This window comes from Nonomuraea sp. NPDC050227, assembly GCF_044459705.1.
GTDB lineage: Bacteria > Actinomycetota > Actinomycetes > Streptosporangiales > Streptosporangiaceae > Nonomuraea.
Window position 1 is genome coordinate 103,453 of record NZ_JBITJF010000014.1, and the last position, 23,507, is coordinate 126,959.

Consider the following 23,507-nt stretch of genomic DNA (forward strand, 5'->3'; position numbering starts at 1 on the left):
ACCCCCCATGAAGATCGGTCCGGTGGTCGCGAGCGCGGCCCTGCTGGCGGTCGTCGCCGCCTGCGGCTCCAGCGGCACGAACGGCTCCAGCGGCTCCACGGCGGAAGGGGGAGGCGGCGGCAAGGTGGGCATCGACCACCCGCGCGCCGACTCCGACTTCTGGAACTCCTACATGAAGTACGTCCCGCAGATGGCGACCGAGCTCAAGGCCGACCTGATGCCCGCCACGAACTCCCAGAACGACGTCTCCAAGCTGGTCAACAACGTGCAGGCGCTGGTCGGCCAGGGCGCCAAGGCGATCGTCATGGCCCCCCAGGACACCGGCGCCATCGCCAACACGCTCCAGCAGCTGGAGAACAAGAAGATCCCCGTGGTCACCGTGGACACCCGGCCCGACAAGGGCAAGGTCTACATGGTCGTACGCGCCGACAACCGCGCGTACGGCACCAAGGCGTGCGAGTTCCTCGGCGAGAAGCTCGGCGGCAAGGGCAAGGTCGTGCAGCTTGAGGGCGCGCTCAGCTCGATCAACGGCCGCGACCGGTCCGAGGCGTTCAACGAGTGCATGAAGAGCAAGTTCCCCGGCATCACGGTGTTCAGCGAGCCGACCGAGTGGGAGGGCAGCAAGGCGGCGTCCATGCTCCAGACCCGCCTGGAGCAGAACCCGGACATCAAGGGCATCTACATGCACGCCGGCGGCGTGCACCTGGCTCCGACGCTGCAGGTGCTCAAGCAGAAGAACCTGCTGGTCCCGCCGACCGACCCCAAGCACGTCTTCGTGGTCTCCAACGACGGCATCCCGCAGGAGTTCGAGGAGATCCGCAAGGGCAACATCGACGCCACGGTGTCGCAGCCGGCCGACCTCTACGCCCGGTACGCGATCTTCTACGCCAAGGCGGCGGTCGACGGAAAGACGTTCCAGCCGGGCCCGACCGACCACGGCAGCAACATCATCCAGCTGCCCAACGGCTTCGAGGACCAGCTCCCGGCGCCGCTGGTGACGAAGGACAACGTGGACGACCAGAACCTCTGGGGTAACCAGGTCAAGTGATGAAATATCACGTTGAAGCCCGAAATGTCGTCAAGCGTTTCGGCCCGACCACCGCGCTGAACGGCGCGGAGATCGCCATCGCCGAGGGCCAGACCCACGCCCTCGTCGGCCGGAACGGCGCGGGGAAGTCCACCCTCGTGTCGATCCTCACCGGGCTCCAGCGACCGGACGAGGGCGAGGTGCTGTTCTCGGGAGAGGCGGCGCCCGCCCTGGCCGACCGCGACGCCTGGCGGCAGCGCGTCGCCTGCGTGTACCAGAAGTCCACGATCATCCCGGCGCTGACGGTCGCGGAGAACCTGTTCGTCAACCGCCAGACCGGCCGCGGCCGGATGATCAACTGGCGGGCGCTGCGGGCCAAGGCGCGCGAGCTGCTGGACACCTACGAGGTGGACGTCGACCCGCAGGCGCTGGCCGGCGAGCTGGGCGTCGAGCAGCGGCAGCTCGTGGAGATCGCGCGGGCGCTGTCGTTCGGCGCCCGGTTCATCATCCTCGACGAGCCCACCGCCCGGCTCGACGGCCCGGCCATCGAGCGGCTGTTCACCCGCATGCGCTCGCTGCGCGAGCAGGGCGTCACGATGATGTACATCTCCCACCACCTGGACGAGGTGTACGAGATCTGCCAGAGCGTCACGGTCTTCCGCGACGCCCGGCACATCGTGACCCGGCCGGTCGCCGGGTTCCCCCAGGACGAGCTGGTGGACGCGATGACCGGCGAGGCCACGGCCGCCTACGAGTCCCGGCAGCGCGTGCCCGGCGAGGCGGTCGTGCTGTCGGGCGCGGGCCTGTCGCTGACCGGCCGCTACCAGGACGTGGACATCTCGGTCAGGTCCGGCGAGGTCGTGGGCCTGGCGGGCTCGGCGAGCAGCGGCAAGGTCGGCCTGGCCGAGACCCTGGTCGGGCTGCGCAGGCCGGACACGGGCGTGGTCACGATCGACGGCACCCGGGTCAGACCGGGCGACGTGCCCGCCGCCATGCGCGCCGGGCTCGGGTTCGTGCCCGAGGACCGGCACCACGAGGGTTTCGTGCCGATGTTGTCGGTGGGGGAGAACGCGACCCTGCCGATCGCCCACAAGCTGGGCGCCTACGGCATCGTCTCGCCCGCGCGGCGCCGGGCCAGGGCCGTCCAGATGATCGAGAGCCTGGACATCAAGACCGAGGGGCCCGACCAGCCCGTCGGCGACCTGTCCGGCGGGAACGCGCAGAAGGTCGTGTTCGCGCGGGCGCTCGTGGACGACCCGAGGGCGCTGGTCGTGATCAACCCGACCGCGGGCGTCGACGTCAAGGCCAAGCAGGCCCTGCTCGGCGCGGTCGAGGACGCGGTCGGCCGGGGCGCGGGGGCCGTCGTGGTCTCCGACGAGCTCGACGACCTGCGCATCTGCGACCGGGTGCTGGTGATGTTCCACGGCAGGGTCGTCAAGGACGTGCCGCGTGGCTGGACCGACCACGAGCTCGTGGCCGTGATGGAAGGCATACAAGAGTGACCACTTTGACTGCTCCGGCCCCCCGGCTGAGGCTGGCCAGGTTCCGCGACCTGACCCTGGTGCCGGTGATCCTGCTCCTGCTGGTCGTGGGCGCGTTCCTCGACCCGACCTTCCTGACGGCGGGCAACCTGACGAACGTCCTGCAGCAGCAGGCGGCGATCTCGCTGCTCGTGCTGGCCGAGGCGATGATCCTGATCGCCGGGAAGTTCGACCTGTCGCTGGAGTCGACGGTCGGCACCGCGCCCGGCATCGCCGTGATGCTGGTCGTCCCGGCCTCGGCGGGCGGGTTCGGCCTCGGGCTGCCCGGCTGGCTGGTGATCCCGCTGGCCCTGCTCGTGGGCGCGGCCATCGGCGCGTTCAACGGGTTCCTGATCATCAGGTTCCAGCTCTCGGCGTTCATCGTCACGCTGGCCATGCTGATCATCGTGGACGGCCTCCAGCAGGGGCTCACCCAGGGCAAGACGCTGTTCCAGCTCCCCGACTCGATGCTCTACCTCGGCAGCGCCACCTGGCTCGGCCTGCCCGCCGCCATCTGGATCGCCGCGCTGCTGTTCGCCGCCGGCGTCTTCGGCCTGACCTATCTCAGGCTCGGCCGCTCCCTGTACGCCATCGGCGGCAACGCCGACGCCGCCCGCGCCGCCGGCATCCGGGTGGACCGCGTGCTGTTCGGCGTGTTCGTCCTCGGCGGCATCCTGGCCGCCACGGCCGGCATCCTGGAGACCGGACGCCTCGGCGCGATCGGCAACGAGATGGGCGACGGCTGGATCTTCATGGTCTTCGCCGCGGCCGTCATCGGCGGCGTCAGCATGGACGGCGGCAAGGGCACCGTCCTCGGCGCGCTGACCGGTGTGCTGGTGATCGGCCTGGTCCAGAACATCCTCACCCTCATCGGGGTCTCCGGTTTCTGGCAACCGGTCATCTACGGTGGCATCATTCTCATCGCACTGATCATCAGCAGGATCGCCGGCGGAAAGGCGCAGGACTGATGGAACGCCTCGCCCTGCGCACCAGGCTCCGGCCCGGGTGCGAGGAGACCTACGAACGGGAGCACGCCACGATCCCGGCCGCCCTGGAGTCCGCGCTGCGCGCCCACGGCGTGATCTCGTGGCGCATCTTCCGCGACGGCCTCGACCTGTTCCACTTCGTGGAGGTCGAGGACTACGCCGCGCTGCAGGCCGCGCTCAAGGACGACCCCGCCGACCAGGCCTGGCAGCGCCAGATGAACCGCCTGCTCGACGGCGACTTCGACCAGTCGGCGGGCGGCCTGCGCCAGGTCTGGGAGCTGACGTGATCGACCTGCCCCGCGTCGGCCTCGGCGGCGCCCCGCTCGGCAACCTCTATCAGGCGGTCTCCGGCGAGCAGGCGCGGGCCACGGTCGACGCGGCCTGGGACAGCGGCGTGCGGCTCTTCGACACCGCGCCCCACTACGGGCTGGGGCTGTCCGAGCGCCGCCTGGGCGCCGCGCTCGCGGAGCGGTCGGGCTACGTCCTGTCCACGAAGGTGGGCCGGCTGGTGGTGCCCTCGCGGGTGCGCGACGACGACGAGATGTTCGACGTCCCGGTCGGGCTGGGCCGCGAATGGGACTTCTCGGCCGACGGCGTGCGCGACTCCCTGGAGGACTCCCTGGCCCGGCTCGGCCTGCCGGAGATCGACATCGCGCTCATCCACGACCCCGACGATCACCTGGAGCAGGCGCTGGCCGAGGCGTACCCGGCGCTGGCCGAGCTGCGGGAGCAGGGCGTGGTCAAGGCGATCGGCGTCGGGATGAACCAGTGGCAGGCGCCGCTGCGCTTTGTCCGGGAGACCGGCGTCGACGTCGTCATGCTCGCCGGGCGCTACACGCTGCTCGACCAGTCGGGGCTGCCGCTGCTGGACGAATGCGCCGAACGCGGCGTCCGGGTGCTGGCCGCGGGGGTCTTCAACAGCGGCCTGCTGGCCACGCCGGCCCCGTCGGGCACCTTCGACTACGCGCCCGCGCCGGCGCCGCTGCTGGACCGGGCCACCCGGATCGCCGCCGTCTGCGAGCGCCACGGCGTCTCGCTGCCGCAGGCGGCCATGGCCTTCCCGCTGCGCCATCCGGCGGTCGCCTCGATCGTGCTGGGCGCCCGCGCGCCCGAGGAGGTCCTGGCCAACGCCGCCCTGTGGGCCCGCCCGGTTCCCGAGGAGCTGTGGCTGGAACTGGCCGGCGAGGGCCTGCTGGGCTGACCGCGGCCGGGCCCCCGCCCGGCCGCCGTCCTCGTTCAGTGCACCTGTACGGACGCGCCGAAGGCCAGTGCCACGTCCCACACCCGGGAGAAGACGATCACCCGGCCGCCGTCCAGCCCGCCGCAGGCGACCGGCTTGCTGACGGCCGACGTGATGCCCTGTGCCGCGACGTCGTCGAACCAGTTGGTGTAGGAGTAGACCGGGCCGCCGCTGTCGCCGTGGGCCACGGCGCAGCCGCCGACGACGCTCTTGGCCCTGACCATGTGCTTGACGTACTGCCCGTTCGTGTACGTGCCGCTCCACCCGGTCTCGGTCACCTTGATCAGGCAGTACTCGCCCAGCGACGCCCCCGAGTTGCACACGAAGTTGCCGACGTACGCCTTCCACAACGCGACCACCCGGTTGCTGGTGGCGGCCGCCGGACCGCCGTCGAAGACGTCGGCCGTGGCGTCGGCCAGGACGATCGCGGCGTCCCGCTTGGGCAGCCGCCACCGCAGGTCGCCCATGCGGTTCGCCGGGCTGCCCGAGCCGCCGCCGTCGTAGAAGGAGTCCCAGAACTCGCCGCAGTGCGCGGCGGTCAGGAAGCCGGGATTGCCGTTCTTGTCGTAGACGGCGAACCCCGAGGTGCAGCCGGAGCCGGTCCTGGCGTTCCAGGTCCGGCCGCCCGCGTAGTAGCTCGGGACGTCGTCCTGCCTGCTGTAGGCCGGGTCGAAGCGCTCGCCGCGCTCCAGCGTGATCGGCGCGGTGGCGCCGCTCGGCCGCTGGAGCTGGTCGGGGGCGGTGTCCTCGTCCGGGACCGAGAGCCGCACGCCGCTCCCGTCGGCCTGCGGGGCGGCGCCCGTCACCTGTCCGGACTCGCTCCACTCGTCGGCCTCGGCGAGGAGGTCGGCGTAGGAGAAGGCCGAGGGAAGCACGGAGACCGGGGCGGTCAGCCGTCCCTCGTCGACCACGGCCCGCACGGGCGCGGGCACCTGGCCCTTCCAGTACAGGCGCACCTCGTGGTTCTCGGGCGCGACGACCACGCCGCCGTACCCGTCGGAGGTCTCGGCCACGGCCGTGACGCGGTCGGCGACGGCGTTCAGCCGGGTCTGCTCGGTGAAGAGCGCGTCCCAGCTCGCGAAGCCGCCGGGGACCCGGCCGCGCGGGCCGGTCGAGTCCCTGGCCGGCGGCTTGCCCCCGGCGTCGGCGGACTGCCGGGTGAGGTCGGGGCCGGAGACGGTGATCGCCGAGGCGGCTCCGGCGCCCAGGAAGGGCACGACGGCGCACGCCAAGATCAGCACCGTACGGCGTAAGCGGATGTTCTGCATGGATCCCCCCATGTCTGGATGAGGGGCCAGCACAGCAGGCGATCCGGCACGCCTACCGCGTCCAAGTACCGCTCCGCGCTGTGCTTTGCGGGCTTGCGGCCTCAGGAGGGGATGAACAGCCAGAACGCGGACGTGCCGGACTCGTAGCGGGAGTCCAGGCGTTTGGCCACCACGCCGGGCAGGCCCTGCTCGCGCGCCGCCTGCCGGACCGCGCCTGCCTCGCCGGGCCACGAGGGCGCGGTCTGCCAGCGGGGGCCGGCCAGCCCCAGCGACTCCAGGGCGGCCCGCCGGTCGGCGAACGGCTCGTCCACCAGGGAGCGGCCCTCGTCGTACAGCAGGTCCTGGACGACCAGGATCTCGGTCCCGGCCAGGGTGACCACCTCGCCGTCCAGCACCGCCGTCCGGCTGCCGAACGACTCGGCCAACGGGCGCAGCCAGGGATGCTCGCGGGCGGCCGTCGTGCGCCCGCCGTCGACGGGGACCAGGAGCCGGCGTCCGCCCCAGGCGAACTCGAAGGCGTAGGCGGCGGCGTCCCTGGGCGGCCGGGCGCGCTCGGTGGGCAGCATGGGCGCCACGTCGGGGAACGGGTCGCGGACGGGGGCGTCCATGCGGTGGATCATCCAGTTCTTGCCCCGCGTCCGGAACAGCACGAACCGCCCGGAGGCCCGCCGGCCGTGCAGGACGAACTTGACCTCGCGCTCGGACCACTTCTCGGTCTCGTACGTGCCGGTGTCCCAGACGGTCATGGTGCCGCCGCCGTACTCGCCCTTGGGGATCTCGCCGTGGAAGGTGAGGTACTCCATAGGATGGTCCTCGGTGTGCACCGCCAGGTGGTTGGTGCCGGGGTCGGCGGGCAGGCCCTTGGGGACCGCCCAGGAGGCCAGCACGCCGTCGCGTTCCAGCCGCAGGTCCCAGTGCAGGGACCGGGCGTGGTGCTCCTGGATGACGAACGCGGCGCCGCCACCGTCCTCGGGTGGGGTGGCGGGCACGGGCTCGGGGGTCCGGCTGGGGTCGCGTTTGCTGCGGTATCGCTCCAGTTTGTCGGCCACGACACGGTTACTACCCGGGGAACGGTCGTGCGTGCCGGTGCTGTGCGCGGTGTGCGGGCGGAGCCGGGCCGAGGGAACGGGCGCGCGCGCCGATCAGTCAAGGGCCTTGCGCAGCCACGCCTCCACGCCCGCCACGTGCACGGTGGCCCACGACCGCGCCACGTCCGGCTGGCGGGCGGCGATGGCCTCGTAGATCGCGGTGTGCTGCTCGCGGGTCTTCTCCATCGCGCCCTCCTGGGTGAGGCCGCGCCACACCCGGGCCCGAGTGGTCGGACCTGACAGGCTCTCGATGAACGAGCAGAGCACACTGTTGCCCGACCCGCGCGCGATGCGCTGATGGAACTCCAGGTCGTTGGCGACCAGCTCCTCGACCGTCGGCTGCGCGGGCAGCGAGTCGAGGATGCGCCGCAGCTCCTCGATGTCCTCGTCGCGCATCAGCTCGGTGGCCAGGGCCGTCGCGGCCGGTTCGAGGATGCGCCGCACCTCGAAGAACTGGATCACCGTGTCGTCGCGGTGCAGGTCGAGCACGAACGACATGGTGTCGAGCAGCAGGTGCGGCTCCAGGCTGGTGACGTACGTGCCGTCGCCCTGGCGCACGTCGAGGACGTTGATCAGGGCGAGCGCGCGCACGGCCTCGCGCAGCGAGTTGCGCGACAGGCCGAGCCGCTCGGCGAGGTCGGCCTCCTTCGGCAGACGGTCGCCCGGGGTCAGCTCCCCGGAGAGGATCATCTGCTTGATCTTGTCGATGGCCGCGTCGGTGACCGCCACACTCTTCTCCCTAGACATCGGATGTCTAGGAGTCTAGAGCCTGAAAGCGTACGGGATCGACGTCCGGGACGCGGCGGACCATGCCCCGGGTCTCCAGGGTGCGCAGATGGGCCGCGGCCTCGCCGGCCGCCATGCTGCGCAGCACGGGGGCCAGGTCGTCCCAGGGCCGGTTCCAGGTCATCATCGAGGCGACCTCCCAGATGGTCAGCGGTCGCGACCGCTCGGCCATGAGGGTGCGCAACCGGATCAGCTTCTCCTCGTGATGGTGGCGGATCTCGGCGGCGCGCGCGGCAACATCGGGAAATATCCACTCGTGTGCCGGCAGGGCGTCCAGGGGGCCCAGCTCGCTGACCCGGTCGAGCGAGTCCAGGAAGTCGCCCAGCGGATCGATGTCGTCGCGGTCGTAGGGATAGATCCCGATGTGCGGGGTGATGTCGGGAAGAACGTGATCGCCGGTGAACAGCCGGTCGGCGTCCTCCAGGTGCAGGCAGATGTGGCCCGGCGTGTGGCCGGGGGTGTGCACGGCGCGCAGCTTGCGGCCGGGCAGCTCCACCAGGTCGCCGTCGCGCAGCTCGCGGTCGGGCAGCGCGGGCGGCGTCGGCCGGGTGCCCATCGCCTCGCGCACCTCGCCGGGGTCGGCGCCGGCCCGCCTGAGCATGTCGGACTGGAAGCTCGCGTGCTCCTCCGCGGCGAACCGGTGCATGAGCCGGACCAGCGCGGCGTCCTCCTCGTGCATGGCGATCCAGGCCCCGGACGCCTCCTTGACCTGCCCGGCCAGCCCGGCGTGGTCGGGATGGAAGTGGGTGACGACCACGCCGCTCACGGTCGCGACGTCGAGCCCGAGCGCGGCCAGGCCGCCGCTGAGCGCCTGCCAGGCGTCGGGATGGTTCCACCCGGCGTCCACCAGCACCGGCCCGCGCGGCGACTCGACGGCGTAGACCAGCGTGTAGCCGAGCGGGTTGCCCGGGATGGGCACCGGCACGCTCCACACCCCGCCGCCGAGCTCCTGCGGCCGCTGTTCCGAGTACGGTCTGCGCCTGGTCTTCCCCACCGGTTCCCCCGATCGAGCACGTGCGTGTGAATGGTGGATCAGGTCAGGCGTTCGAGGATCGTCGCCGTGGCCAGAGCGCCGCCCGCGCACATCGTGACCAGCGCGGTGGTGGTGTCGGAGCGTTCGAGCTCGTGCAGGGCGGTGGTGATGAGCCGGGCGCCGGTGGCCCCGACGGGATGGCCGAGCGCGATGGCCCCCCCGTTGACGTTGACCCGGTCGAGGTCGGGCTCGTGCACCGCGGCCCACGAGAGCACCACGGACGCGAACGCCTCGTTCACCTCGAACCTGTCGATGTCGCCCATGGTCATCCCGGCCGCCGTCAGCACCTTCGCGGTCGCCTCCACGGGACCGTCGAGATGATAGTAGGGCTCGGCGCCGACGAGCGCCTGTGCCAGGATGCGCGCCCTGGGCCGCAGCCCCTGCCGGCGGGCCTCCTGCTCGCTCGTCACCAGCACGGCGGCCGCGCCGTCGGAGATCTGCGAGGACGTGCCGGCGGTGTGCAGGGCGCCCTCGGCGACCGGCTTGAGCCCGGCCAGGCTCTCGACCGTGGTCTCGCGTAACCCCTGGTCCCTGCGGACGGATCCGACGGGCACGATCTCCCGCTCGAACCGCCCGTCGGCCCACGCCTTGGCCGCCAGGCGCTGCGACCGCGCGCCGAACCAGTCGAGCCGCTCCCTGGTCAGCCCGCGCCGCCGGGCGATGCGTTCGGCCGCGGTGAACTGGTCGGGCAGGTCGATGCTCCAGTCGTCGGGACGCGGCCGCGCGGGGCGCACGTTGCTGCCGAGCGGCGCCCTGCTCATCATCTCGACCCCGCATCCGACGCCGGCCTCGATGACGCCCGCCCTGATCATCGCCGCCGCCAGGTGCACGGCCTGCTGCGAGGAGCCGCACTGGGCGTCGAGCGTGGTGACGCCCGTCTGGTAGGGGAGCCCGGCGTAGAGCCACGAGTAGCGGCCGACGTGGCCGCCCTGCTCGCCGGCCTGCGTGACGCACCCGGCGAACATCTGGCCGATCGTGGCCGGATCGACGCCGGCGCGCTGGACCAGGCCGTTCAGCGCCGCGGCCAGCACCTGCTGCGGCTTGAGCTCCGACAACCATCCCGCCCGCTTGCCGATGGGCGTGCGAACGGCCTCGACGATCACAGGTGTGCCCACAGTCGCCTCCAGAACGTTGCTCTGGCCGCGACTGTAACGCGTTCTACTTTGTGGTGGAAGCCTCGCTTCCGGCGGGGAACTCGGCACGCAGCCCGAAAGTGTCGAAAAGCCGCAGGTCAAAGAACATGGCGACATGGTTGACGCCTTCTTCGCGCAACGCCAGCACCATGATGGCGAAGCGGCGGTAGACGTCGTGCTCGCGGAAGTAGACGGCGAACGCGGGCTGGCCGTTGGCGGCCACGGGGAGCAGCCTGAGGTCGTGCGGCCGGCTGGCGGGGCATTGCGTGGAGACGAGCTCGCCGATCGCGTCGGGACCTTCGTACCAGCCCACGTAGGGGGGCATCTCCCAGATCGCGTCTTTGGTGAACAGCGAGACCAGCTCGTCGACGTCGTAGTTCTCGAAGGCGGCGACGTAGCGGTCGAGCAGGTGGCGCTGCTCGGCGGAGAGCGGCTCGACCTGGTCGTCGAGGCTCGGCGAGACCTCGCTGAGCTGCGCGCGGGCCCGCTGCAGGATGCTGTTGACGGCCGCCGTGGACAGGCCGACCGCCTCGGCGACCTCGGCCGCCCGCCACCTGAGCACGTCGCGCAGGATCAGCACGGCGCGCTGCCGGGGCGGCAGGTGCTGGAGGGCGGCGACGAGCGCGAGCCGGATGCTCTCGCGCGAGGTCACGATCGAGGCCGGGTCGCCGGCCGCCTCGACCCCGGCCAGCGTGTCGGGCACCGGCTCCAGCCAGGGCACCTCGCCGTCCTGGACCAGCGGCGCGGCCGCCTCGGTGCTCGGGGCGCCGAGACCGGTCGGCAGGGGGCGCCGCGTGCGGCTGTCGAGCGCGGTCAGGCAGGCGGTGGTGGCGATGCGGTAGAGCCACGTGCGCAGCGACGACCGCCCCTCGAACCCGTCGTAGCCGCGCCAGGCCCGCAGATAGGTCTCCTGCACGAGATCCTCGGCGTCGTGCACCGACCCCAGCATGCGGTAGCAGTGTGCGAACAGCTCGCGCCGCATCGGATCGGCCAGCCGGAGGAAGTCTTCGCTCGTCGGCTTGTCGCTCATGCCCCCTGTATAGCTTCCGCCACCGACAAAAAGCCGATTAGGGCATGACGGACATGTCCGGAAGGGGTTAGATGTCGGCCAGGAGGCGGGTCGCGGCGGTCTCGATGCGCCGCTGGATCTGGTCGTACGTGCGCCGCCCGCGCAACATCTCCAGCAGCTCCTGCACCCACACGCTGGCCAGCGAGCCCGCGAGGTCGAGCTGCTCCTCGCCGGCCTGGTCGACGGTCAGCCCGTCGGCGGACACCCGCAGCAGCAGCCCCGTCATGCGGTCGCCGAACGGTGTCTGGACCTCGGCCATGATCAACGACCGGATCAGCGCGTCGGCCAGCTCCGGCTCGCGCATCAGCCCCCGCGTGGCCCGCATGAGCACGTCGACGGCCCGGCTGGCCGGCGTGGACGCCCCGGGCGGGCGGCGCTCGATGCTGCTCTCCAGCAGGTCGATCTCCTCGCCCACGACCGCCACGACCAGGTCCATCTTGGACGGGAAGTAGCGGTAGAGCGTGCCCAGCGCCACGCCGGCGCGCTCGGCGACCGTGCGCATCTGCATCGCCTCGACGCCGCCGCGCGAGGCCAGCGCGGCGGCGGCCTGGACGATGCGCTTGCGGCGTTGGTGCTGGCTGCGGGTGCGGACGCTGCGACCGCCCGCCGCCGCGCGGCCCTCGGCGGCCCCCTCGGTGTCGCTGGGGGGCGCGGAGAATGACCCGGGCGAGGTACGCATAAGAACACGTTATCTGATTTCTCGGCAACGCGGCTTGTTACTCGCGAGTCACAAACAGGCCGTATCGGCGCATGTCTACGGCGTTACAGGACTATGTCGGAACATTGTGCGGAGGGCCGGTACTGGACAGATATTAGAATCTGTTCTAGTTTGCCATTCGGCTTACCTAGCGCTTGCTGGAGGCTCGATGATCGCGCAGACGCTGGCGGCCCTGCTCCTCGACCGGGCGCAGGACGACCGACCTGGGCTGATGTTCGAGGGCGCGGTGTGGTCGTGGCGCGAGCACGTCGCCCGCTGCCGGGCGGCGGGGGCCTGGCTGAGCGGGCGCGGCGCGGGTCTGCACGTGGGCGTGCTGGCGGAGAACGTCCCGGAGCTGCTCCTCGTGCTCGGCGGGGCGGCGCTCGACGGGCACGTGCTGGTCGCGCTGAACCCGACGCGCCCGGCCGCGGAGCTGGTCCGCGACGCCCGCGCCACCGACGTGGACCTCCTGCTCTGGGACGCCCCCTTCGCCGCCCTCGCCGCGTCGGTCGCCGAGGAGCTGGGCGTGGAGAGCATGCCGCTGTCCACGGTGTCGTCCCTGGGGGAGGGCGGCGGACGGGCCGGCGCGGCCGCGCCCGGCGACCTGGTGATGCTGATCTTCACGTCGGGGACCTCGGGGCGGCCCAGGGCCGTCCGGATCACGCAGCGCAAGCTGGCACTGCCGGGGCTGAGCCTGGCCGCGCTGCTCACGCCCGAGGACGTCGTCTACTGCTCGATGCCGCTGTTCCACTCCGGAGCCCTGATGGCCGCCTACGCCCCGGCCGTGGCCTCGGGGGCGGCGCTGGCCGTGCGCAGGCGGTTCTCGGCCTCCGGCCTGCTGCCGGACGTGCGGCGGCACGGCTGCACCTACCTGCACTACGTCGGCAAGGCGCTCTCCTACGTCCTGGCCACCCCCGAACGCCCGGACGACGCCGACAACCCCCTCAGGATCGCCTTCGGCAACGAGGGCAGCGCGGTCGCGACCAGACGGTTCGGCGAGCGGTTCGGCTGCCGGGTGATCGACGCGTTCGGCTCCACCGAGACGGCCATCTCCTTCAGCCCCGACCCCGGCGCCCCGCCCGGCAGCCTGGGCAGGCTGGGGGCGGGCGTGCAGATCCTCGACCCCGCCACCGGACGCCCGTGCCCGCCCGCCCGCATCGAGGGCGGCCGCCTGCTCAACCCGGACGAGGCCGTCGGCGAGCTGGTCAACACCGCCGGCCCCGGCCTGTTCGAGGGCTACTACAACGACCCGGACGCGGACGCCGAACGCGTCAGGAACGGCGCGTTCTGGTCCGGCGACCTGGCCTACGCCGACCCCGCCGGCCACGTCTTCTTCGCCGGACGCGGCACCGAACGCCTGCGCGTGGACGGCGAGAACCTGGCCGTCGCCCCCGTGGAGGCCGCCCTGCGGGAGTTCGGCGGCGTGGTGGAGGCGGCCGTCTATCCGGTGCCGGACGCGGCGGCGGGCGACCAGGTGATGGCGGCGCTGGTCATGGACGTCCCCTTCGACGCCGAGGCGTTCGCGGCGTTCCTGGCCGGGCGCACCGACCTGGGCCCCAAGTCCTTACCCCGCTATATCCGGATTTGTCCGGAATTTCCGCAGACCCCCTCCCACAAGGTCATCAAGCGGATCCTGGCCAAGGAGACGTGGCGGACCGGCGACCCCGTCTGGTGGCGCTCCCCGTCCGGATTGCGCCCCCTGACCGGCGTGGACGTCAAGGCGATCGAGGACGAGTTCGTCGAGCACGGCAGGCACCACCTCTTGGAGAGCTGATGGATTTCAACCTGGACGAGACCCAGCAGGACCTGAAGAAGCTGACCGCCGAAGTGCTGGCCAAGCAAGGGGAGGGCGGCTCGGCGGCCGAGGACGGGCTGTGGCAGGCCGGGCTCATGGGCGTGTGCGCGTCCGAGGAGGCGGGCGGCGCCGGGCTCGGCCCCGTCGAGATGGCCGTCGTGCTGCGCGAGGTGGGTGCGCGGGCGGTGGCCGTGCCGGCGTTGCCCGTCCTGGTGAGCACGCTGGCCCTGGCCCGGCACGGCAGCCCCGACCAGCGACGGTGCGTCACGCGCGGCACCCTGGCCCGGCGCGAGCCCGGCCGGGCCCCGGCCGATCCGCCGACGACGGCCGCCCGCCGCGAGGGCGACGGCTGGTCGCTGACCGGGCGCAAGGTCGCGGTGCCCTACCCGGCGGACGACGTCCTGGTCACCGCGGACGAGGGGCTGTTCCTGGTGGCGTCGCCGCCCGCGAGCCCCGAGTTCACCTCGACCGGCGAGCCGGCCGCCACGATCCCGCTGGACGGCACGCCCGCCGAGGCGGTGGCCGGGCCCGAGGCGGCCGCCGACGCCGGACGCCTGTTCACCGTGGCCGTCGCCGCGCAGGCGAGCGGCGTCCTGGCCGGGGCGCTCGACCTGACCACCGCCTACATCAGGACGAGACGGCAGTTCGGCCGGGCGCTGGCCGAGTTCCAGGCCGTGACCATGCAGATCGCCGACGTCTACATCGCCGGACGGGCCCTCGACGTGGCCATGTGGTCGGCGGCCTGGCGGCTGGCCGAGGGCCTGCCCGCCGACGAGGACGTGGCGCTGGCCGCGTTCCACGTCTGCGAGGCCGTCAAGGCGCTCTACACCTGCCAGCACCTGCACGGCGGCCTCGGGCTCGACGTCACCTACCCGCTGCACCGCCACTTCGCGCAGGCCAAGCACCTGTCCCACCTGCTCGGCGGCGCCGACGCCCAGCTCGACCTGATCGGAGCCCTCGTCTGATGCTGATCGACCTGACCCGGGAGCAGCGCGCGCTCCGCGACGAGCTGCGCGAGTACTTCCGCGGCTGCCTGACCGCCGAGGACCGCGCGAAGATCGCCGACGACCCGTTCGGCGAGGCGTACATGGAGCACTGCCGCCGGCTCGGCCGCGACGGCAAGCTCGGGCTGGGCTGGCCCAAGGAGTACGGCGGGGGCGGCTACGGCCCCCTGGAGCAGCAGATCTTCGCCAACGAGATCGCCCGCGCCGGGGTGCCGTACCCGATCATCACCGTGCAGACGGTGGGCCCGACGCTGATGCAGTACGGCACCCAGGAGCAGAAGGACCGGTTCCTGCCGCGCATCCTGGCCGGCGAGTGCCACTTCGCGATCGGCTACAGCGAGCCCGAGGCCGGCACCGACCTGGCCTCCCTGCGCACCACGGCGGTCCTGGACGGCGACCACTACGTCGTCAACGGCCAGAAGATCTTCACCAGCGGCGCGCACTACGCCCAGTACATCTGGCTGGCCGCCCGGACGAACCCCGAGGCCAAGAAGCACAAGGGCATCACGATGATGATCGCCGCCACCGACGACCCCGGCTTCTCCTGGACGCCGATCGTCACCATGGACGGCCGCCACCACACGAACTCCACCTACTACTCCGACGTGCGCGTCCCGGTGGACATGGTGGTGGGCGAGGTGGACCGGGGCTGGGACCTGATCGTCAACCAGCTCAACCACGAACGCGTCACCCTGGGCCCGGCCGGCAACCTCGGCCAGACCTACGACCGCTTCCTCGCCTGGGCCAGGCACGCCGGGCTGACCGACAATCCGGACGTACGCCGAGCTCTCGCCCGGGTGTGGGCCGCCTTCCGTACGAACGAGCTGCTCAACTGGCAGGTGGCGGCGAACATGGACCTCGGCTGGCTGGGCGCGCCCGACGCCTCGGCCACCAAGATCTACGGCTCCGAGCGCATGCAGGAGATCGGCCGGCTGGTCTGCGACGTCGTCTCCCGATACGGCGACCCCTCCGACCCGGAGACGGCCGAGCTGGCCGAGCGCATGGACCACGGCGTCAAGGGCGCGGTGGTGCTGACGTTCGGCGGCGGGGTCAATGAAGTGCAGCGCGAGCTGATCGCGATGCTCGGCCTGAACCTGCCGAGGCCGCCGCGATGACCGACCCGACCGCCGCGACGTCCGGCACGACTGACGCGATGACCACCGCGATGACCACCGCGATGACCACCGCGATGACCACCGCGATGACCGACGCGGAGCTGCACGAGCTGGCCGGCAAGCAGATGGCGATGGGGGAGCTGCGCGGCGCCCCGGCCGCCGACCCGGTGAACGCGCCCATGATCCGCCACTGGCTGGCGGCCATGGGCGACGCCAACCCGCGCTACCTGGAGGAAGGCGTGGCGCCGCCCGCGATGGCCCAGGTGTGGACCATGCAGGGGCCGGGCTCGCAGGCCAAGGACCGCTCGCCGGTGGACGACCTGCTGGCCGCGCTCGACGCCGCGGGCTTCACCGGGGTCGTGGCGACCAACTGCGAGCAGACCTACCACCGGTACGCCAGGATCGGCGAGCTGCTGACCCCCGCGACCCGCTTCACGTCGCTGGCCGGGCCGAAGCGCACCGCCCTGGGCGAGGGCTACTTCGCCACCTGGAACGTCACCTGGTACGGCGACGACGACCAGCCGGTCGCCGAGATGCTCTTCCGGGTGCTGAAGTTCCGGCCGAAGGCGCCCGCCCCGCGCGCGCGGGAGCCGTACCCGCTGCGGCCGGCGGTCAACGCGGACACCGCGTTCTTCTGGGAGGGGGCGCGGAACGGCGAGCTGCGCGTCCAGAGCTGCGCGGACTGCGGGGAGCTGCGCCATCCGCCCGGTCCGATGTGCCCGAACTGCCGCTCGGGGAACCGGTCGCACGTCGTGGTGAGCGGCCGCGGCACCCTCTACAGCTACGTCGTCCACCACCATCCGCCGGTGCCGGGGCGCGAGGTCCCGTTCGTGGTGGGCGTGGTGGAACTGCCGGAAGGAGTACGGATCGTGGGCAACGTCGTGGACTGCCCGGTCGAGAAGGTGGAGGTCGGGATGGCCCTGAGGGTGACGTACCGGTCGATGGACGACGAGCTCGTCCTGCCGATGTGGACGCCGGAGGAGCCGTGACCCCCGCCGCCGGAACGGCCCTGCCCGAGCTGGAGGTGGACCTGACGCCCACGACGGTGATCGCCACCGCCCTGGCCACCAGGGACTTCACCCCCGTGCACCACGACACCGCCAAGGCCCGCGCCCAGGGCTCGAAGGACATCTTCCTCAACATCCTCACCACCATGGGCCTGGTGGAACGCTACGTCACCGACTGGACGGGCCCAGAGGCGGTCATCACCAGCATCAACGTCAAACTGGGCGTCCCGGCGTACGCGGGGGACCGGCTGAGCTTCAGCGGCGTGATCGTCGAGCGCGACGGCGACCGGTACACCGCGCAGGTGCGCGGCAGGGTGAGCCTGGGCGACCACGCCACCGGAACCGTCACCTTCGTCCTGCCCGGGAGCGCGTGATGCCGGGCGGGCGGGCCGCGATCGCGGGCATCGGGGCCACCGAGTTCAGCAAGGACTCCGGCCGGTCGGAGCTGCGGCTGGCGGCCGAGGCCGTGCTCGCCGCCCTGGACGACGCCGGAGTGCCGCCGTCCGACGTGGACGGCATGGTCACCTACACCCAGGATGCCAACCAGGAGATCGCCGTCGCCCGGGAGACCGGCGTCGGCGACCTGACCTTCTTCTCCCGCGTCGAGTACGGCGGCGGCGCGGCCTGCGGCACGGTCGCGCACGCGGCGATGGCCGTGGCCACCGGCATGGCCAGGACGGTGGTCTGCTACCGGGCCTTCAACGAGCGCTCGGGCCGCCGCTTCGGCCAGCCGAACGCCCGGCTGACCGGGGAGCCCACCTCCCAGGGCCTGGAGATGAGCTGGCACGTGCCGTACGGGCTGATGACCCCGGCCGCGTGGGTCGCCATGTTCGCGCGGCGGTACATGCACGAGTTCGGGGCGACGTCGGAGGACTTCGGGCGGGTGGCGGTGGCCATGCGCCGGCACGCCGCCACCAACCCGGCCGCCTGGTTCCACGGACGGCCGATCACGCTGGCGGAGCACCAGGCGTCCCGGTGGATCGTGGAGCCGCTGCACCTGCTCGACTGCTGCCAGGAGAGCGACGGCGCGGTGGCCCTGGTCGTGACGTCCGCCGAACGCGCCCACGACCTGCGCAGGTCGCCCGCGGTGATCACGGCGGCGGCGCAGGGCGCGGGCGCGGGCCAGATGATGATGACGAGCTACTACCGGGACGACATGAGCGGCCTTCCGGAGATGTCCGTCGTCGGCCGGCAACTGTGGAAGATGTCCGGGCTGTCCCCGGCGGACATCCAGACGGCCATCCTGTACGACCACTTCACCCCGTTCGTCCTGGCCCAGCTTGAGGAACTGGGCTTCTGCGGACGCGGCGAGGCTCCTGACTACCTGCGGGACGGCGGCATCGAGCTGGACGGCCGCCTGCCCGTCAACCCGCACGGCGGCCAGCTGGGCGAGGCGTACATCCACGGCATGAACGGCATCGCCGAGGCCGTCCGGCAGATCAGGGGGACGGCCGCCAACCAGGTGGCCGGGGCGCGGAACGTCCTGGTCACGGCGGGGACCGGCGTACCGACGAGCGGCCTTATCCTGTCGGCGTCGTGACGATCAGTTAAGAGAAGCAACTCAGGGTAATCATCCCTGCATGAGTGGATTCTGGGGGATCCTGGCGCAGCCGGAGTTGAAGATCGACTGGGCCAGGATGCCCACCTACAACACGATCATGGCGGTCGCCGCCGGCGTCGGGTTGCTGCTCGTGGTCTCCTTCGGCCGCCGGCTGCTCAGGGGCGACCCGCTGGAGCACGTGGACGGCTGGGCGCTGGCGTTCGGCGCGGTCGGGGCCGTCCTGGCGGTCACCGGGCTGCACATGACGCTCACCTGGCCGCTGGCCGGGCAGGGCTTCCCGTTCGACAACATCATCTTCGGGGAGCCCTCGCTGGCGTTCGGCGTGCTGCTGCTGGCCGCCGCGCTCTACCTGTGGAAACGCTGGGGCCTGATCACCGTGGCGCCCGACCGGCGCAAGCTCGTGGCGCGCACGGCCGGGCCGATCTCGCTGTTCGTCTTCGGCATGGGGCTGGCCTGCTTCGGCATCGCGGCGGCGGGGTGGACGTACACGCTGTTCGCCGCGCCGCCGCAGGAGCCGATCTCGGGGGCCTTCGCCGGCCTGCCGCTGCTGGAGGCCACCTTCATCTCCGGCCTGTACGTGCTGGTCGGGGTGGGCGCGGTGCTGTTCCCGTTCGCGCTGCGGGCCAGGGGCGGCCCGGTCACGACCGTGACCGGGGTGTGCTGGGGGATCGCCGGGGCGGCGTTCCTGCTGTTCGGCGCCCTGAACTACTTCACCCACATCGGGCTGATCGTCAACACCATGTAGGCGCTCACGGGCCCATGAACATCGGCACGGAGAAGAACACGATCATCGCGATGGCCACGCAGATCAGGAACCCGATCAACTCCCAGGCCCAGTCGTAGTGCCGTTCCCGGCGCCGCTTGAGCGCCTTCTTCCTGGCCGCGGCCTTCTTCTTGCCCGCCGGCTGCTTGCGGGCGCCGGGCTTGGCGCCGCCTCTCCCCGGCGAGCGGGCCGGTTCGGCGCCGGGCTTGCGGCGGGACGGGCCCTGGAGGTCGCGCGCGGGGTCCGGGTAGCGCGCGCGGTCGGCTTCCAGCTCGCGGGCGAGCTCGACGGCGAAGTCGGCCGCGCGGCTGCGCCCGGACGGCGCCGCATCGGACACAGCAGGGTCGGACACAGCAGGGTCGGACACAGCAGGGTCGGACACAGCAGGGTCGGACAAGGCGGAGGCGGACCGGCCCGGGCCGGACAGGGCCGGGTCGGACAGGGCCGGGTCGGACAGGCCCGGAGCGCGGGCCGGCTCGGGGGCGGGCATGCGGTAGACCGGTTCGGCGGCGGCCCTGGACCTGGGGGTGAACAGCGGCGCCGCCTCCTTGACCGGCTGCTCCGCAGCCAGGGGACGCCGGGCAGCGCGACCCGGGTCCTGATGCGCCGGGACGTCCCTGATCGCGGGCATCTCCTGGGTGATGGGCTCGTCGTCCAGCACGTCCGCGGGGATGGGCGCGGCCAGGAAGAAGGGCCGCTCCCCGGGCGGGGGAACGGCGGCCCCCGCCACCCGGCCCTCGGCCGGAGCGGCGGGCGGCGCGGTGAAGTCACCCGTGCTGAACGGCCGTACGGACTCGGGCAGCGGCTGCGGGGACTGCGCAGGCTGTGGGGGCTGCGGAGGCTTGGGCAGGAACGGTCGTACGGCCGCCGCCCGCGCGGCCGGGTCCCGCAGCGGGCCCATCGAGTCCAGCGCCCCGAGCGGGTCGCGCAGCTTGGGCATCGGCGCGGTCGTCGCCTCGTGCACGGACGGCCGTCCGGCGGGCGGCGGCGCGAGCAGGTCCGCCGGGAAGATCCCGGTGCTGGTCGCCGGGTCGGCCTCGGCGAGCGGCAGCGGCCACTGCGGCGGCGCGGGCCAGAGCGGCTTGACGAACAGCGGCCCCGGCTCGGCCGGCACCGATCCGGCGAAGTGCACCCGCAGGATCGCGGGCGGCTCCGGCCAGGGCAGACGTCCCAGGACGTCCCGCAGCGGCGCGACCGCGAGCGCGCCGTACACGTCGGCGACCGGCTTCGGCGCCCGCCCGCCGGCCAGCGCGGTCAGGGCCATGTCCAGGACCTCGCGGAAGCGGTGGCCCGCCCCGAAGGCGAGCTCGTCGGCGGTGTCGGGGGCGACGTCGAGCACCCAGGCCAGCTCGGCCCGGCTCAGCCCGCACACCGCGCACAGCACCAGCACCTCGCGCTGCTGCGGGCGAAGCTCGCGAAGCACGCGCTCGACCAGCGCCGAGGCCGGGTCGATGAGCGGGTCCACGACGGGCGGGGCGTAGACGACGTCCCGCCGGCGGATCTGGCGGCGGGCGTAGGCGTACAGGGCGGCACGGGGCGGGGCGACGTCGGGGACGCCGGACAACACGGACGCCAGGACGTCGGACGCGGTGCCCGGATCGCCGAGCTGGTCGGCGCAGTACGCGAACAGCCCGGCGGCATGGCGGTCGTAGAGCTCTGCGATCAGTTCTGTGCGGGGGCGCTGACCGGTGAGCGGCTGGGACACGGGGCCGATCCTCTTGCTAAATGTGCGGACGCTGAGGTGAGGGGTACGCGTCTGGAGTTTGTGGAGGTAATCATGCCAACTCACCCAGGCCCGGCGCACCACTTGATCGGAAATTCCGGTAAATCTCCCTGGTCAGTGAAACGTTTAAGCCGTCCCCCGTGGGGACACAGGGGTGAGGGTCGCCGTAGTCTTGTGGGCCACCGAGATCATGCGGCGGTCGTGGCAGGGGGGCCGCGGCCCTGCCATCGAGCGAGAGGTCACGCGTGATCACATTCGACGCTGTCACCAAACGCTATCCAGACGGCACCACCGCCGTGGACGCCCTCTCCCTTGAGGCGCCCACCGGCGAGATCACCGTGCTGGTGGGCCCCTCGGGCTGCGGGAAGACGACGTCCCTCCGGATGATCAATCGCATGATCGACGCTTCCGAGGGACAGATCCTCCTCGACGGGGTGCCCGTGAGCGGCATCGACCCGCCCACGCTGCGCCGCGGCATCGGGTACGTCATCCAGCAGGCCGGCCTCTTCCCGCACCGGAAGATCGTCGACAACATCGCGACGGTCCCGTACCTGCTGGGCTGGGACAAGAAGAAGGCCCGCGCGCGGGCGATGGAGCTGCTCGAACGCGTCGGCCTCGACCCGGCCTTCGCCGGCCGCTATCCCTTCCAGCTCTCCGGCGGGCAGCAGCAGCGCGTGGGCGTGGCCAGGGCGCTGGCCGCCGACCCGCCCGTGCTGCTCATGGACGAGCCGTTCAGCGCGGTCGACCCGATCGTCCGCACCAGCCTCCAGGACGAGCTGCTGCGCCTGCAGGCCGAGCTGAACAAGACCATCGTGTTCGTCACCCACGACATCGACGAGGCGATCAAGCTCGGCGACCGGGTGGCCGTGCTGCGCGTCGGCGGGCGGCTGGCCCAGCTCGCCGACCCCAAGACGCTGCTGTCGGAGCCGGCCGACGACTTCGTCCGCGAGTTCCTGGGCCATGACCGGGGGATCCGGCGGCTGCAGTTCATCTCCACGAAGGGGCTGCGGCTGCGTACCGACCTGACCGTGCGCGAACGGGCGGCCAGCGACGAGCCGTGGCTGCTGGTCGTGACCGACGACGACCGGCCCGTGGGCTGGTTCGCCGGGTCGCGGCCCGAGGAGCTGGAGCCGTACGGGACGTTCGTGCTCGGCCGCGACTCGATGCGCTCGGCCCTGGACGCGGCGCTGCTGTCGCCCTCCGGCTGCTCGGTCGCCGTGGACGAGGACGGCAGGGTCGTCGGCGTGGCCACCAGGGAGGCCCTGGACGAGGCGCTGGCGGAGGCCGCCGATGCGTGAGGGTCCGCCCAGCATCTGGGAGTGGATCGCCCGCAACTGGGACACCGGCCGCGCCGACAGCATCAGGAACCTGCTGACCGACCACCTGACCATGTCCCTGGTGCCGATCCTGGCCGCGCTGGTGCTGGCGTTGCCGCTCGGGCTGGCCTGCGTGCGCTGGCGCTGGCTCTACCAGCCCACCTCGGGCCTGATGAACGTCGTCTACGCGCTGCCGTCGCTGCCGGTGTTCATGCTGCTGATCTCGGTGACCGGGCTGTCGCAGACCACCGTGATCATCCCGCTGACCTTCTACGGCATGGCCGTGCTCATCCCGGCCGTGGTCGACGGGCTGAACTCGGTGCCCGACCACGTGCGCCAGTCGGCCGTCGCGATGGGGTTCACGCCCATGCGCCGCCTGCTGCAGGTCGAGCTGCCCATCGCCACACCGGTGGTGCTGGCCGGGCTGCGCGTGGTCGCGGTCTCCAGCATCAGCCTGGTCAGCGTTGGCGCGCTGATCGGCCAGGGCGGGCTCGGCGGGCTGTTCACCCGGGCCTACCAGAACCCGTTCATGCCGCCGGTGGTCACCGGCATCGTGCTGATCGTCGCGCTGGCGCTGGTCGCCGACGGCCTGCTGGTCCTGGCCCAGCGCCTGCTCACCCCCTGGGTGCGCGCGCGGAAGGGGACGTCGTGAGCTGGTTGGGCTCGTTCTTCGGCTGGCTGGCCGACTTCTTCGGCACCGGGGCGAACTGGGCCGGCCCCGACGGCATCCCGGCGCGGCTGCTGGAGCACCTGGAGTTCTCGGCCCTGGCGCTGGTGCTGGCGATGCTGATCGCGGTGCCGCTGGGGCTGGCCATCGGCCACACCGGCAGAGGCGAGGTCGTGGTCGTCATCTCGGCGAACCTGGCCAGGGCACTGCCGACGCTCGGCCTGCTGGTGCTGTTCGTGCTGCTGCTCGGCACGTCCTCGATCTGGCCGGTGATCATCCCGCTGGTGCTGCTGTCGGTGCCGCCGATCCTGGTCAACACCTACGAGGGCATCAAGGGCGTCGATCCGGAGCTGCGCGACGCGGCGTACGGGATGGGGCTGCGCGGCGGGCAGGTGCTCGGCCGGGTGCTGGTCCCGGTGGCGCTGCCGCTGATCCTGCTCGGGCTCAGGCTGTCGGCGATCCAGGTGGTCTCCACCACGACGGTCGCGGCGTACACGGGGCTCGGCGGGCTCGGCCGGTTCGTGATCGACGGTTTCGCGACCAAGGATTATGCGAGCGTTGTGGGGGGTTCAGTACTGATTGTGCTGTTCGCGCTTGTCGTGCAGATCGTGTTCGCCCTCATCCAGAGGGTGACCGTTTCGCCGGGGGTGAGCCAGAGACTGAAGGTTCGATAGTCTCCGGTATTACCTGCCGCTTTAGAAGGGAAATT

At 72.0% G+C, this 23,507-nt stretch carries 23 protein-coding genes; 15 read left to right on the forward strand and 8 right to left on the reverse strand.

What is annotated here, in order from left to right:
- The first annotated feature begins 7 nt into the window (after nt 1–7).
- Genes ACIBK9_RS41915 through ACIBK9_RS41935 form a run of 5 tightly spaced genes read left to right on the forward strand, consistent with a single transcriptional unit; the run spans nt 8 to nt 4,734 of the window.
- Nucleotides 8–1,048 (forward strand): sugar ABC transporter substrate-binding protein, encoded by a 1,041-nt coding sequence (locus ACIBK9_RS41915; RefSeq protein WP_358288823.1) that lies wholly within the window; start codon nt 8–10, stop codon nt 1,046–1,048.
- On the forward strand, nt 1,048–2,529 hold the full coding sequence (locus tag ACIBK9_RS41920; protein ID WP_397164474.1) for a sugar ABC transporter ATP-binding protein: 1,482 nt from the start codon (nt 1,048–1,050) through the stop codon (nt 2,527–2,529). The genes ACIBK9_RS41915 and ACIBK9_RS41920 overlap by 1 nt, the downstream gene beginning before the upstream one ends.
- On the forward strand, nt 2,526–3,515 hold the full coding sequence (locus tag ACIBK9_RS41925) for an ABC transporter permease (protein WP_352352283.1): 990 nt from the start codon (nt 2,526–2,528) through the stop codon (nt 3,513–3,515). The genes ACIBK9_RS41920 and ACIBK9_RS41925 overlap by 4 nt, the downstream gene beginning before the upstream one ends.
- Entirely contained in the window at nt 3,515–3,820 is a 306-nt protein-coding gene (locus tag ACIBK9_RS41930) for an L-rhamnose mutarotase (protein ID WP_358288817.1), read from the forward strand. The genes ACIBK9_RS41925 and ACIBK9_RS41930 overlap by 1 nt, the downstream gene beginning before the upstream one ends.
- Entirely contained in the window at nt 3,817–4,734 is a 918-nt protein-coding gene (locus tag ACIBK9_RS41935) for an aldo/keto reductase (protein ID WP_397164476.1), read from the forward strand. Before ACIBK9_RS41930 ends, ACIBK9_RS41935 begins: the two co-directional genes overlap by 4 nt.
- A gap of 35 nt (nt 4,735–4,769) precedes the next feature.
- On the opposite strand, the gene ACIBK9_RS41940 is transcribed toward ACIBK9_RS41935, so the two are convergent.
- The 7 genes from ACIBK9_RS41940 to ACIBK9_RS41970 form a co-directional block, all read right to left on the reverse strand.
- Nucleotides 4,770–6,041, reverse strand: coding sequence for a S1 family peptidase (locus ACIBK9_RS41940; protein WP_397164478.1), 1,272 nt, complete (start codon nt 6,039–6,041; stop codon nt 4,770–4,772).
- 101 nt (nt 6,042–6,142) lie between these two features.
- Nucleotides 6,143–7,090 (reverse strand): DNA polymerase ligase N-terminal domain-containing protein, encoded by a 948-nt coding sequence (locus ACIBK9_RS41945; RefSeq protein ID WP_397164480.1) that lies wholly within the window; start codon nt 7,088–7,090, stop codon nt 6,143–6,145.
- 93 nt (nt 7,091–7,183) lie between these two features.
- A complete protein-coding gene (locus ACIBK9_RS41950; RefSeq protein ID WP_352322012.1) occupies nt 7,184–7,858 on the reverse strand; it encodes a FadR/GntR family transcriptional regulator in 675 nt (224 codons plus the stop codon).
- A 25-nt stretch (nt 7,859–7,883) separates the two neighbouring features.
- Entirely contained in the window at nt 7,884–8,909 is a 1,026-nt protein-coding gene (locus ACIBK9_RS41955; protein ID WP_397164481.1) for an MBL fold metallo-hydrolase, read from the reverse strand.
- Nucleotides 8,910–8,947: 38 nt separating this feature from the next.
- The gene (locus ACIBK9_RS41960) at nt 8,948–10,063 is read right to left on the reverse strand and encodes a steroid 3-ketoacyl-CoA thiolase (RefSeq protein ID WP_397164482.1); all 1,116 of its coding nucleotides are present in this window, start codon (nt 10,061–10,063) and stop codon (nt 8,948–8,950) included.
- A 43-nt stretch (nt 10,064–10,106) separates the two neighbouring features.
- Nucleotides 10,107–11,111, reverse strand: coding sequence for a sigma-70 family RNA polymerase sigma factor (locus ACIBK9_RS41965; RefSeq protein WP_358288801.1), 1,005 nt, complete (start codon nt 11,109–11,111; stop codon nt 10,107–10,109).
- Nucleotides 11,112–11,178: 67 nt separating this feature from the next.
- Complete coding sequence (locus ACIBK9_RS41970; protein WP_397164484.1) at nt 11,179–11,829, reverse strand: TetR family transcriptional regulator; 651 nt, start codon at nt 11,827–11,829, stop codon at nt 11,179–11,181.
- 187 nt (nt 11,830–12,016) lie between these two features.
- On the opposite strand from ACIBK9_RS41970, the gene ACIBK9_RS41975 reads away from it, so the two are divergent.
- From ACIBK9_RS41975 to ACIBK9_RS42005, 7 genes are read left to right on the forward strand one after another with little or no spacing between them, the layout of a single operon-like run.
- Nucleotides 12,017–13,621 carry an AMP-binding protein gene (locus ACIBK9_RS41975; RefSeq protein WP_397164486.1) on the forward strand — a complete coding sequence of 535 codons (1,605 nt, stop codon included), beginning with the start codon at nt 12,017–12,019 and terminating at the stop codon, nt 13,619–13,621.
- The gene (locus ACIBK9_RS41980; protein ID WP_397164488.1) at nt 13,621–14,607 is read left to right on the forward strand and encodes an acyl-CoA dehydrogenase family protein; all 987 of its coding nucleotides are present in this window, start codon (nt 13,621–13,623) and stop codon (nt 14,605–14,607) included. The genes ACIBK9_RS41975 and ACIBK9_RS41980 overlap by 1 nt, the downstream gene beginning before the upstream one ends.
- A complete protein-coding gene (locus ACIBK9_RS41985; RefSeq protein ID WP_397164490.1) occupies nt 14,607–15,761 on the forward strand; it encodes an acyl-CoA dehydrogenase family protein in 1,155 nt (384 codons plus the stop codon). Before ACIBK9_RS41980 ends, ACIBK9_RS41985 begins: the two co-directional genes overlap by 1 nt.
- On the forward strand, nt 15,758–16,750 hold the full coding sequence (locus tag ACIBK9_RS41990; protein ID WP_397164491.1) for a bifunctional MaoC family dehydratase N-terminal/OB-fold nucleic acid binding domain-containing protein: 993 nt from the start codon (nt 15,758–15,760) through the stop codon (nt 16,748–16,750). The genes ACIBK9_RS41985 and ACIBK9_RS41990 overlap by 4 nt, the downstream gene beginning before the upstream one ends.
- Entirely contained in the window at nt 16,747–17,142 is a 396-nt protein-coding gene (locus ACIBK9_RS41995) for a MaoC/PaaZ C-terminal domain-containing protein (protein WP_358288785.1), read from the forward strand. The genes ACIBK9_RS41990 and ACIBK9_RS41995 overlap by 4 nt, the downstream gene beginning before the upstream one ends.
- Nucleotides 17,142–18,308, forward strand: a complete 1,167-nt coding sequence (locus ACIBK9_RS42000) for a lipid-transfer protein (RefSeq protein ID WP_357973396.1) — start codon at nt 17,142–17,144, stop codon at nt 18,306–18,308. The genes ACIBK9_RS41995 and ACIBK9_RS42000 overlap by 1 nt, the downstream gene beginning before the upstream one ends.
- A gap of 40 nt (nt 18,309–18,348) precedes the next feature.
- Complete coding sequence (locus ACIBK9_RS42005) at nt 18,349–19,074, forward strand: DUF981 family protein (protein ID WP_364330658.1); 726 nt, start codon at nt 18,349–18,351, stop codon at nt 19,072–19,074.
- A 4-nt stretch (nt 19,075–19,078) separates the two neighbouring features.
- On the opposite strand, the gene ACIBK9_RS42010 is transcribed toward ACIBK9_RS42005, so the two are convergent.
- Nucleotides 19,079–20,797 (reverse strand): sigma factor-like helix-turn-helix DNA-binding protein, encoded by a 1,719-nt coding sequence (locus tag ACIBK9_RS42010; RefSeq protein ID WP_397164494.1) that lies wholly within the window; start codon nt 20,795–20,797, stop codon nt 19,079–19,081.
- 263 nt (nt 20,798–21,060) lie between these two features.
- Here ACIBK9_RS42010 and ACIBK9_RS42015 point away from each other — a divergent pair, with 263 nt between their 5' ends.
- Genes ACIBK9_RS42015 through ACIBK9_RS42025 form a run of 3 tightly spaced genes read left to right on the forward strand, consistent with a single transcriptional unit; the run spans nt 21,061 to nt 23,472 of the window.
- Nucleotides 21,061–22,113 (forward strand): ABC transporter ATP-binding protein, encoded by a 1,053-nt coding sequence (locus ACIBK9_RS42015; protein WP_352352266.1) that lies wholly within the window; start codon nt 21,061–21,063, stop codon nt 22,111–22,113.
- Entirely contained in the window at nt 22,106–22,783 is a 678-nt protein-coding gene (locus tag ACIBK9_RS42020) for an ABC transporter permease subunit (RefSeq protein ID WP_352322038.1), read from the forward strand. The genes ACIBK9_RS42015 and ACIBK9_RS42020 overlap by 8 nt, the downstream gene beginning before the upstream one ends.
- Nucleotides 22,780–23,472: an ABC transporter permease subunit gene (locus tag ACIBK9_RS42025; RefSeq protein WP_352352265.1), complete on the forward strand. Its 693-nt coding sequence runs from the start codon at nt 22,780–22,782 to the stop codon at nt 23,470–23,472. Before ACIBK9_RS42020 ends, ACIBK9_RS42025 begins: the two co-directional genes overlap by 4 nt.
- Nucleotides 23,473–23,507 lie beyond the last annotated feature (35 nt).